The following is an 11,494-nucleotide window of genomic DNA, read 5'->3' on the forward strand; positions in this document are numbered from 1 at the left end:
CCGAGACCTCCGGATGACCGCACGGCGACGGTCCCCGGCGGCACTGCCGGATACAGGACAGGGCGAGACGCCCCGGGGCGCGTCAGGTCCCCGGGGCGTCTACCGCTCATTCCTAGCCGCGCCGCCGCGCGCGCAGGGAGGCGAGCGCGAGGAGCAACAACCCCCAGCCTGCTCCCGCACCCGGAGCCATGCCCGAGGTGCAGCCGCAGCCGCTGTCCTCGTCACTGTCGGGAGGAGGCGGCGACTGCTGCTGCGTGACGGTGACAGTGAAGGTGCACTGCGCCGTGTTGCCCGCGGCGTCCGTGGCGGTGACGGTCACCGGGGTCGCGCCTGTCGGGAAGCGCGTCCCCGAGGCCTGGCTGTAGGCCAGCGTCGGCGGGCCCCGGTCATCGTTCGCCGTGGCGGCCGGGTACTCCACCGTCGTGCCCTGTGCATCCGCCGTCGTGACGCTCACGTTGGTCGGGCAGCTCACCGTGGGCTTCGTGGTGTCCGGGGGCAGGGGCAGGGGCACGGCCCGCGGCTCACGGCCATGGGCCGCGTCTCCGGCGAAGGCGAAGAGCTGGTCGCCCACCACCGCCAGGCTCGTGGGCGCGGAAGACTCCTCCCCGGGCGCGAGGTCGGCGTGTCGGAACGTGCCCTCCGTCGTGCCATCCGTCGCCCACAGCTCCAGGCCTCTGGCGGGGTCCTGGGCCGCGAACACGGCCAGCCCGCGGTCCTCCAGGGGCACCAGCTCGAATATGTCGCTGAAGTTGTCGGTTTCGTTGTTGACGTGGACGCTGCCAAGGGGGCCCGGCATGAGGTCCGTCACCCGCACCGTGCCCGCCTCGGTGCCGTCGGTCCGCCACAGCTCGAGCCCGTGCGCGTCGTCCTGGGCGAAGAACAGGGTCTGATTGCCCAGTCGCCTGAAGCTGATGCCGCCGGAATCCGTGGGCCCGGGCTGGATGTCCTTGAGGAGGTGGGTGCCCTCCGTCGTCCCATCACTCACCCAGGGCTCGTAGCCGTGCGCCGTGTCCGCCACGCCCATGTAGAGCCTGCCATTCACCCAGGCCAGCTCCCACACCGAGCCCAGATCCTCGCGAATCCGCACGGTGCCGTCCGCCGTGCCGTCCGACTTCCACAGGCTGTTGTCATCCGTGAGCAGATACAGCGTGTCGCCACCCACCACGAGATTGGAGAGATTGACGTCCTTCACCTTCACCGTGCCGTTCGCCGTCCCGTCCGACCTCCACAGCGCTCGGCGGAAGTTCGAGTCCATGGCGGAGAAGTACAGCGTGTCGTTCATCACCTGGAGGAGGACCGGGTAGCTGCCCTGGCTTCCGGGGGCCAGGTCCAGGACCCTCACCGTACCGTCCGCCGTGCCGTTGCTCCGCCACAGCTCCTCGCCATTCGCGTCCGCGGTGGCAGTGAAGTAGAGGGCGCCGCGAAACGCCGTCAGGCTGTGAGGGGGGAAGCTCCCGTCGGTGGAGGGGAAGTCCTTCACCTTCACCGTGCCCGCCACCGTGCCGTCGCTCTTCCACAGCCCCGGGTCGTGGGACGCATCCCGAGCGACGAAGTAGAGCGTGGAGCCCACGGTGGCGGACGCGTTCACTCCGGAAAAACGCCCGAGCCGCAGGGTGCCTCCGGGGATGGCGTCACTCACCCACAGCCCCAGGCCCCCCTCATCGCGTGCCAGGAAGAAGACCTTGCCGGGTGTGACGCCCAGCGGGCGCTGCTCGACCTGGGAACTCCTCGTCCCACGCCGGGCCTCCCGCAGTTCCACCGTTCCAGCGGCGGTGCCGTCCGTGCGGAACACCGGGCCCGGGGCATTCTGCTCCTCGAATGCGACGAGCACCGACGTTCCCACCGTCACCGCGGGTTGGCCGAAGCCATCCATGATGGGGTCGGTGTTCAGGGTCCGCTCCGCGAGCAGCACCGTGCCCGCCTCGCTTCCGTCGCTGCTCCACAGCCCCACCTGCCTGTTGCCCTGGGAGACCACCAGCAGCATCCGCCCGTTCACACTGCCCAGGGCGTCCGATGCGCCGTGCTGCGCGTCGGGACCCAGGGACTTCACCCGCCGCGTCCCCGCGACGGTGCCATTGCTCACCCACAGCTCGTGGCCGAGCGCGCTCTCGACAGCGAAGAACAACGCCCCGCCCGCCTCCACCATCCACGTGGGGTTCGAGGCCAGCAGCCTCACCGTGCCCGCCGTCGTCCCATTCGTGCTCCAGAGCGACGTGATGTCCTGGAAGAAGAGGTAGGGGCCGACGGCCACCTGGTACCCGATGGGCTGGGGCTGCGTGCTGACGAGCTGGGTGCCCTGCACCGTCCCATCCGTCTTCCACAGCTCCCGGCCGTCCGGCCCCGCGGCGAAGTAGAGCGTCGAGCCCACGGCGGTCATGCCGTTGGGGTCCCCGGTCTGGTCGTCGGTGCGCAGGTCCTTCAGGCGCAGAGTGCCCGCGGCCGTTCCGTCCGTTTTCCACAACCCCGTTCCCTGCGCGGAGTCCTCGGCCAGGAAGTACACCGCGTCGCCCATGGGCGTGAGGCCCGGGAGGAGCTTGCTCACCGTCGGCGGCAGCATGCCCTGGACAGAGGTGGTGCCCGCCTCCGTGCCATCGCTCCTCCACAGCGTGTCGTCATAAAGGAAGTAGAGCGCGCCTCCCGCGGCCGCCATGGCGCCGAAGGAGCTGCCGCCCAGGCCATCCGGGAGGTTGGAGAAGGACTTCACCAGCACGGTGCCCGCCGGGGTGCCGTCCGACTTCCAGAGGCTGATGCGACCGGCTTCCATCTCCGCGGCGAAGTAGATGGCTCCCTGGAAGGACGCGAAGCGCCGTGGCGAGGAGGACCTGTCGCCGGGCGCGATGTCCTTCACGAGGGTGGTGCCCGGCTCCGTGCCATCCGTCCTCCACAGCTCGGTGCCGGTGAGCTCATCCGTCATCGCGAGGAGCGTGCCGCCGCCAGGCAGGGGATGGGACGTGTAGAAGCCTCCGAGCATGGGGAAGCCCACGGGCCGGGTGTCGATGTCCTTGAGCAGGGCGGGCCCGTCCACCTGCTGCCGGGTGGCGGCCATCGCGGGAGCCGGGGAGGGAGCGGCGGGCTCGGAACAGCCGACGAGCCCCGCCATGACCCCGGCCACGAGCAGTGCGGGGGCTGGGTTTGGCCAATGCATGGTGTCTTTCCTTGGGGGAGGCCCGTGGGGTCTCCACGGGCCGGGCACAGCCTATCCCAGCCGCCCGACAGCCCATGGCCCCAAACGCACGACGGCCCGCCCCGGACGCATCCGGAGGCGGGCCGCCATGTCTTGCATGTGTTGCTTCAGGCCCCGTGTTGCATCTGCTCCCGGGCCTCGGGACTACTCACACTGCCAGACGCCGCCGATGCAGCGGCAGTAGAGCCACTCGCAGTAGTTGGGGATGTAGCAGCGACGGTTGATGGTGGTCGAGCAGGCCATGTTCGCGACGTTCTCACACCACTGCGACGACGGGCCCGGCTCACATGCGAGGGCGTTCTGCTCCTGCGTCCCGACGTTCTCGGCGGCGACGTCCGCGGCGGGCGGAGTCTCGAACTCTTCCTGGCCCATGCCACACGCCGCCAGCGACATCGACAACGCCATCAGAACAAGGGTGTTTCGCAGCATCGTTGGAGTTCCTTTTGTTCAGGCATTTCTGCCTGGTACAAGTTTACAAGGTTCTCCTGTGGGGACACAAAACGGATGGCAGTTGTCATCCGAGACGCGATTGTCCAGGTGTGACGGGGAGGAAGGAGCACCTGGGGCCGTTCTGCCCCAGATGCGCTCCGTGACGCCGGGCGGCGAGCATCACCGCCGAGGTGCTCAGGTGTTGCGCGCAGGAGCCGCTCCGGCCCGGGCCTGGGGAAGGAAGCGGATGACCAGCGCCAGCGCCGAGGAGCCCGTGGCCAGCGCCGCCACCGCGAGCCAGCCCCACTGCGCGAGCAGCAGCCCACCCAGCGCGGCGCCGGCGGCCATGCCGATGAACATGCCCACGATGAGCAGGGCGTTGAGCCGGCTGCGGGCGGCGGGGTCGACGGAGTACACGATGCTCTGGTGCGCGATGAGCGTCACCTGGTAGCCGAGGTCGAAGCCAAGGGCGGTGATGGCCAGCAGCGCGAGGCGGGCACCGGGCGCCAGCCAGGGCCAGAGGCCCAGCAGGGCGAAGGAGACCATCGCGAGGACCCCGCCGACGCGCGTCACGACGCGGGCACCATGGCGGTCGGCCAGCCCTCCCGCCAGGGGCGCGGCGAAAGCGCCCGCGGCTCCGGCCAGGCCAAAGGCTCCGGCGGCGGTGCTCCCGAGGTGGAACGGCTCCGCGTGCAGCAGGACCGCCAGCGTGGACCAGAACGCGCTGAAGCCGACCGACAGCAGCCCCTGCGCGAGCGCGGCGTGGCGCACTTCACGATGCGTCTTCCACAGGTGGCCCACCGAGCGCAGCAGCTCCGCGTAGCTCAGCTGCGTCGTCGGCCTGAAGTGGGGGAGCACCTTCCAGGCCACGGCGGCCATCGCCGCGATGCTCGCGGCGGCGAGCAGGAACATCGTGCGCCAGCCGAGGTGCTCCGCGGTGAAGCCGCTGACCACGCGCGACAGCAGGATGCCCAGGAGCAGGCCGGTCATCACGGTGCCCACCACCCGGCCGCGACGCGCCTCGGGTGCGAGCGTGGCGGCCGCCGGAACGATGTCCTGCGCCAGTGTGGCGCTCAGGCCGATGGCCAGGCTGGCGAGCAGCAGCACGTGGATGGAGGGCGCGGTGCCGGCGAGCAGCAGCGCCAGGCCGAGCACGAGGGCCTTGGCCACGATGACGCGGCGACGGTCCAGTCGGTCGCCGAGGGGTGACAGCAGCAGGATGCCGAGTGCGTAGCCGAGCTGCGTGAGGGTGGGGAGCATGCCCACGGCACGGTTGGACGCGTGAAGGTCCTCGGACAGCACGCCCAGCATCGGCTGCGCGTAATACAGGGAGGCCACTGAGAGTCCGGCCGCGAGGGCCAGCAGCAGGACCAGCGGGAGGCTCGGGCCGCTCTGCTCGCGGGGGTTGGAGCTGGGGACCGCGGTCCCTGGCAGGGGCGAGGGATGATACGTCGCGTGAATGGTGGACATGGGAAAGACCCTCCGTCGGGGTTCGTCGAGACAGAGTGTTCCCTCGGGCCATCGATTTGAGAACCACCGTGGCCCGGACATCTCATATACGCTGGGCGTATGAATCGCTCGACTTCACGCAGGCGGCCGGCGGTCGCGGCTCCCGGGCTCGCGGCCGGTATGGACCGTCTGTCGCTGCTGGAGACCTTCGTGCGCATCGTCGAGGCCGGCAGCCTGTCAGCCGCGGCGGAGCAGTTGGGCTCGACGCAGCCGACCATCAGCCGGCGCCTGCAGGCGCTCGAGCGCAGCCTGGGGGTGCGGCTGCTGAACCGGTCCACGCGCGCGCTGATGCTGACGGAGGAGGGCCAGCGTTGCTTCGCGCGGGCACGCGAGCTGCTCGGCGCGTGGCGGGCCTTCGAGTCCGACATGCACGGCGAGGGCGAGGAGCCCTCCGGCACCTTGCGCGTCGTCGCGCCACATGCGCTGGGGCAGCAGCACTTCATCGGCGCGGTGGTGGAGTACCTGCGCCGCCATCCGCGCGTGTCTGTGGAGTGGCTGCTGCACGACGAGGTCCAGAGCCTGGTGGCGCAAGGCATCGACTGCGTCATCCAGGTGGGAGAGGTGACGGACCTCGGCCTGGTGGCCGTCAAGCTGTCGGAGGTGGAGCGAATCGCGGTCGCCGCGCCTTCCCTGCTGCGAGGGCGCGGCGTCCCGCGGGAGCCGAGCGAGCTCGGCGACCTGCCCTGGCTCGCGTTCCGCCTCTTCTACCGCTCGACGGTGACGATGACGCACCTGCGTGACAAGCGGACGCAGGAGTTCCAGATCTCACCGCGCATGAGCACCGACAGCATCTACGCGATGAAGAACGCGGCGCTGCTCGGGCTGGGGGCGTGTGTGATTTCGGCCTGGGTGGTGGCGGACGAGCTGGCCCAGGGCAGCCTCGTGCGGCTCGCGCCCGAGTGGCGGGCCGCCCCGCAGCCTGTCTTCGCGGCCTTTCCCCAGGCGCCCATCTACCCCGCGAAGCTGCGCCGCTTCATCGAAGCCGTGCGCACGGTGATGCCGGCGTTGGTGGCGGGGTAGTCGGTCTCGCGGGAAGGCGCCGGAGTGAGCACCTTCCCCCTACGCGGCCTGCTGGCGTTGGCGGAGCAGCAGGATGCCGGCCACCGCCACGAAGGCCACGGCGGACAGGGCGAGCGAGACGTGGGTGTTGGTCACGCTCCCCAGGAGCCCCACGGTGACGCCGCTGAACGCGCGCAGGCCCAGGGCCGACATGCTGAAGAGCCCCAGGACGCGGCCCCGGATGGTGTCCGGCGCGTTCAGCTGCACGATGGCCTGCGTCATGCTGCTGAAGGACAGCTCCAGGAAGCCGGCGACGAACAGCACGCAGATGGCCGCCGGGTACCAGCTCATGAACGAGAACGCGAGGAGGGAGCATCCCCACAGGAACGCGATCCTCAACGCGGAAGACGCCGTGGTCGGCAGCCACGTCCCGCGCGTCTCGAGCAGCACGCCCGCGAGCAGCGCGCCGGCCGCATCCGCGCCCAGCAGGAGCGTATAGGTCATGCCGGGGTCCCCATGGCCCAGGTCATGCGCGAAGCCCGGCATCTGCGCCTGGTAGCTGTTGCCGATGAAGAAGGAGGCCGCGCCCGCCAGCAACACCATGGCCGAGACCACGGGGAGCCCGCGCACGTCGCGGAGCGTCTGGACGATGTCGGCGATGCCCCGGACCGCACGCTTGGGGCCCGCCGCCGCTCCGCGAAAGTGCCGGCCATAGGGCGCGCCCACCAGCCAGAGCAGCAGGGGCAGATAGAAGAGCGTGTTGACGAAGATGCCCCGGGTCGGCCCGAGCGTCTGCATGATGAGGCTGCCCACTCCGGGGCCCACCAGGACGCCGAGGTAACGCGCCGTCGCGTTCAAGCGCACCGCGCTGGCCAGGGACGCGGGGCCCACGATGTCGTAGAGCAACATCTGGCTGGAGGTGCTCCAGAGGACTCCCGCGCAGCCGTGGAGCGTGAGGAGGACCATCGCGTGCCACATTTGCAGCGAGTCCGTGACGAAGAAGTAGCCCCATCCCAAGGAGGCGCCGATGAAGAGCACCATGCCGGCCTGGATGAGGCGCCGGGAGTCGAACCGGTCATTGAGCGCGCCCACCGGCACCGAGAACATCAGGAAGGGCAGCCAGTGGGACACCACCGCGAACCCGCCCAGCGCCGCCGAGTGGAACTTCTGGAACGCCACCCAGTAGCTGATCACGTGCTCGATGTTGTCGGCCATCATCGCCAACATGAACGTGATGAGGAACGTCCGGTAACCCGGGATGCGGAGCGCGCTCGAACCAGCGGGAGGGGATGCCACGGTGGAGGTCATGGGTGTTCAGACACGGGGGCAGGGGAGGCCCATCCTACCCTACGCCTCCTTGCCCGTGGGGCACTCGCCAGGCGAGCGGGTGGGGGAGGGCGACGCCTAACTTGCTGGGAAGAGCTCGCGACTTCAGGGGAGGCACGCCATGGAGGACGGCGCCGCGCTGTTGACGGACCTCTACCAACTGACGATGGCGGAGGCCTACCTCGACGAGGGGATGTGGGACGAAGCGGTGTTCAGCCTCTTCGTCCGGCGCCTCCCGGAGCGCCGCAACTTCCTGCTCGCGGCGGGACTGGAGGATGCGCTCGACTTCCTGGAGCACGCGCGCTTTGGCGCGGAGGAGCTGGAGTGGCTCGCGTCGTTGGGGCGCTTCTCGAATCGGCTGCTCGGCTGGCTGGAGCGCTTCCGCTTCAGCGGTGACGTGGACGCGGTGCCGGAGGGCACGCCCGTCTTCGCGCAGGAGCCGCTGCTGGAGGTGCGCGCGCCCATTCCCGAGGCGCAGCTCGTGGAGACCTTCCTCATCAACCAGGTCCACCTCCAGACGCTCGCGGCGTCGAAGGCGGCGCGGGTGGTGGAGGCGGCGGCGGGACGCCCGGTGATGGAGTTCGGCCTGCGGCGCATCCACGGAACGGACGCGGGCCTGAAGGTCGCTCGGGCCGCTTACCTCGCGGGTGTGGACGCCACCTCCAACGTGCTCGCGGGGAAGCGGTACGGGATTCCGGTGTCGGGCACCATGGCGCACAGCTACGTCCAGTCGCACGAGGACGAGCTGGCGGCCTTCCGCGCCTTCACCCGCGTGTACCCGGACGCGACGCTGCTGGTGGACACGTACGACACGCTGCGCGGGGTGCAGCACGTCATCCGGCTCGCGCGCGAGCGTGGCGAGGACTTCCACGTGCGCGCGCTGCGGCTGGACTCGGGAGACCTGCTGGCGCTGTCGCGAGCGGCGCGGGAAATGCTGGACGAGGCGGGGCTGACGCAGGTGCGGCTCGTCGCCAGCGGCGGGTTGGATGAGGACGCGGTGGCGCGGCTGGTGGCGCGAGGTGCGCCGGTGGATGCCTTCGGCGTGGGCACGGCGATGGGCGTGTCCGCGGACGCGCCCTCGCTGGACATGGCCTACAAGCTGGTGGAGTACGCGGGGAAGGCGCGCGTGAAGCTGTCCGAGGGCAAGGTGCTCCTGCCGGGCGCGAAGCAGGTGTACCGGCAGGAGGAGGACGGCGTGGCGCTCGCGGACGTCCTCACCCGGCGCGGGGCCGTGGCGCCGGGCCGCCCGCTGCTCCGGCCGGTGATGCGCGCGGGGAAGCGGCTGCCCGGCGCGTCTCCGGCGCTCGCGGACGTGCGGGCCTTCGCGAAGCAGGAGGTGTCACGCCTCCCGCCCGGGGTGCGCGCGCTGACGCCCGCGAGGCCGCCGTACCCGGTGAGGCTGGGCACGGAGCTGGAGCGGGCGCGCGACACGCAGGTGGAGGCGTGGTCCACGGCGCCGTGAGTGCGGGCTAGCAGCCGCACCAGTTCGAGCACAGGGTGAGTGTGCGGTTGCACTCCTCCTGGCAATAGGCGCCGCTTCCCTCACCGGCGTTGACGCACCGTTCAATGCACGCCCACCCATAACTCACAGCACATTCCTCGCAGCAGGCTTCGGGGGAGGGGTAGTTCGCTGACGCAGTGGTGGCCGCAATCGCGAGCCCAGCCACAAATCCAACCAGCAACGCCTTCAGGCCACTCTTCATGGGTTCATCCTTTCCAAGGACCGGCGCTCTTTCCGCGCCACCCATGTATGTTAGTGAGATGAGATTGTAAGGCAGACAGCAAAGGATTCCGTTGCCGCCAATCTGCTCGATATTGCGCAACGCGCCACGGCATGCGGCATGAAGAGTCGATGAGCTGGGACGTCTTTTGATGAGTGCCGAGAGCACTGCTGGCGAGCTCATCGCCGCTTGATGAGCAATCGCCAGAGAGCTGAGAGTCATTTCAGCGCTACCGGGACCCGATGCGAGGCCGTGGATGCTGCCTGGAGAGGGTCGGTGCCATGGGCGCGTTGGAAGGTGCTCAAGGACCGGCGACGAGGCGGATGCCCCGCTCGCGCTCCAGGGTGGCCCGCGCGCTCTCGGACACGGCCGTGCGGCGCAGGTCCAGCTCGCGCAGCAGGGGGAGCCGGTGCAGTGCTGGCACCCCCGCGTCGGTGACCTTCGTGCGCGTCAGGTACAGCGTGCGCAGCGAGGCCGGCAGGTTGGCGAGGCCCGCGTCGTCGATGGGCGTCCCGGCGAGGCTCAGCCACGCGAGCCGTCCGAAGCCCTGGAGGGCCTTTACGCCTACTTCCTCCAGCGTGAGGGCCCCGAGTTCGAGCGTCACGAGGCGCGGGAGCCCCTGAAGCGCGGGCAGTCCCCAGCCGTTGACGAGCGTGCCCGACACATGGAGCGACTCCAGCTCCTTCAGCGCCGCGAGCTGGCCCAGGCCCACGTCCGTGAGGAGCGTGCGCTCCACCTTCAAGGACCGGAGCCCGGGGAAGGCGCTCAGGAGCGGTACCCACTCATCCGTGAAGCCCGTCCTGCTCAGGTCCAGGGACCGCAAGGCCGGCCGGGCGCCGAGCTGCTTCAGCCCTTCGGGGGTGATGGGCGTGGCACTCAGGTCCAGCCGGGTGAGCCGCTGGAGGGGCGAGAGGGACGCGAGCGCGGCGTCCGCCAGCTTCAATCCCGCCAGCCCGAGCACCTCGAGCTCCACCAGTCCTTCCAGCTCCGGGAGGCTGGCGCCCGTGAGCCCGGTGCGAGACAGCTCCAGCTCGCGCAGGCGCGTGAGGCCCCGCAGGTGCTTCGCCGCCGCGTCGCCGACGCGCGTGTCGTCGAGGTGGAGCACCTCCAGCCGCGCGAGCCCTTCCAGGTGACGGAGCCCCGGACCGCGGAGCTTCGTCTTGTCGAGCACCAGCGCCCGCAGTGCCGGCAGGTTCGCGAGGTGCGCGAGCCCGGCGTCCGTCAACCGCGTGCTGCCCAGGTGGAGCGCCTCCAGCGCCCGCAGGCCCGCGACGTGCGTGAGGCCCGCGTCGGTAACGTCCGTCCGCGCCAGGCCCAGCCAGGTCAGGCCGGGCATGTTCCGCAGCGCCGCGAGGCCCGCGTTCGTCACCCGGGTGCCGCTCAGGATGAGCGTGCGCAGCCGCGCGCCGGGCACGGACGCGAGCAGCGCGTCGTCCACCGGCGTGTCCGAGAGGTCCAGCCACTCCAGCTCCGTCTGCGCCGCGAGCAGGCCCAGGCCCCTGGGGCTCACCGCCGTGCCGGCCAGCGACACGCGGCGGAGCGTCGTCACGCCGGAGAGGGCCGCCAGCCCCTTGTCCGATACCGAGGTCTCATCCAGCCGCAGGGTGGCGAGGCGCCGCATCCCTTGCAGATGGACGAGCCCCGCGTCGCTCACCCGCGTCCCGTCGAGGTGCAGGGCCTCCAGCCACGTCGCGCCCTGGAGCGCGGCGAGGTGCTCGTTCCCGAAGTCCGTGCCGGACAGCTGGAGCGAGACGACAGCGGTGCCTTCGAGGAGCGGCGTGAGCAGCGAGGGGGCAGGGAGGCCCACGTCGCCGAAGGAGAGCCCGGGCACGCGGTACTCGCTCAGTACGGCCGCGAGCGCGCGGGCCTCGTCCTCCGTCTTCACGGGGGCCAGCGGCTCGGCGTACCAGTCGCCCTGGGGAGGCGGCTGGAAGCCTGGGGCAGCCGCGGGCAGCACGCCCCATTCCGAGGACGCTCCCTCCGGCCGGAGGAGGAACACCTTGAGGAGGGGGCGGGGCGGCTGCGCCACGGCCGGCGCCGGGGCCTCGTCCGGAGGCGGGACAGGAGGGGGCACGGTGGCGCAGCCCACCAGCAGAAGCAGCAGTCCCGCGAATCGCGATGTCCGACCCACCACCATGCAGGCACCTCGGTCCGATGAAGTGCCGGAAGCCAAGTGCCTGTGGGGCGATGGGTCAACGAAAAGCGCCGGGGCCGCGGCCCCGACGCGGGCTCAGGGCGCTCCGCAGGTCCGGTCGGCCCCGCAGACGAGCCCGGGCTGGCAGTCCTCGTTCGCCGTGCACCGCACGCCGTCCACGCAGTGTCTCTA

The 11,494-nt window shown here is 70.7% G+C and carries 7 protein-coding genes; 2 read left to right on the forward strand and 5 right to left on the reverse strand.

Annotation, left to right across the window (positions count from 1 at the left end; translation table 11 throughout):
- Window positions 1-112: 112 nt before the first annotated feature.
- The 3 genes from HG543_RS29355 to HG543_RS29365 form a co-directional block, all read right to left on the reverse strand.
- Window positions 113-3,145, reverse strand: coding sequence for an HYR domain-containing protein (locus HG543_RS29355; RefSeq protein ID WP_169348202.1), 3,033 nt, complete (start codon window positions 3,143-3,145; stop codon window positions 113-115).
- A 183-nt stretch (window positions 3,146-3,328) separates the two neighbouring features.
- Complete coding sequence (locus tag HG543_RS29360) at window positions 3,329-3,613, reverse strand: hypothetical protein (RefSeq protein WP_169348203.1); 285 nt, start codon at window positions 3,611-3,613, stop codon at window positions 3,329-3,331.
- Window positions 3,614-3,808: 195 nt separating this feature from the next.
- Window positions 3,809-5,083, reverse strand: coding sequence for an MFS transporter (locus HG543_RS29365; RefSeq protein ID WP_169348204.1), 1,275 nt, complete (start codon window positions 5,081-5,083; stop codon window positions 3,809-3,811).
- Window positions 5,084-5,242: 159 nt separating this feature from the next.
- Here HG543_RS29365 and HG543_RS29370 point away from each other — a divergent pair, with 159 nt between their 5' ends.
- The gene (locus tag HG543_RS29370; protein WP_169348205.1) at window positions 5,243-6,142 is read left to right on the forward strand and encodes a LysR family transcriptional regulator; all 900 of its coding nucleotides are present in this window, start codon (window positions 5,243-5,245) and stop codon (window positions 6,140-6,142) included.
- 39 nt (window positions 6,143-6,181) lie between these two features.
- Here HG543_RS29370 and HG543_RS29375 read toward each other — a convergent pair whose 3' ends face one another.
- Window positions 6,182-7,429: an MFS transporter gene (locus HG543_RS29375; protein ID WP_169348206.1), complete on the reverse strand. Its 1,248-nt coding sequence runs from the start codon at window positions 7,427-7,429 to the stop codon at window positions 6,182-6,184.
- A 139-nt stretch (window positions 7,430-7,568) separates the two neighbouring features.
- Here HG543_RS29375 and HG543_RS29380 point away from each other — a divergent pair, with 139 nt between their 5' ends.
- Window positions 7,569-8,909, forward strand: a complete 1,341-nt coding sequence (locus HG543_RS29380; RefSeq protein WP_169348207.1) for a nicotinate phosphoribosyltransferase — start codon at window positions 7,569-7,571, stop codon at window positions 8,907-8,909.
- Window positions 8,910-9,469: 560 nt separating this feature from the next.
- On the opposite strand, the gene HG543_RS29385 is transcribed toward HG543_RS29380, so the two are convergent.
- A complete protein-coding gene (locus HG543_RS29385; RefSeq protein ID WP_169348208.1) occupies window positions 9,470-11,305 on the reverse strand; it encodes a leucine-rich repeat domain-containing protein in 1,836 nt (611 codons plus the stop codon).
- Window positions 11,306-11,494: the final 189 nt, after the last annotated feature.

Source organism: Pyxidicoccus fallax (assembly GCF_012933655.1).
GTDB lineage: Bacteria > Myxococcota > Myxococcia > Myxococcales > Myxococcaceae > Myxococcus > Myxococcus fallax.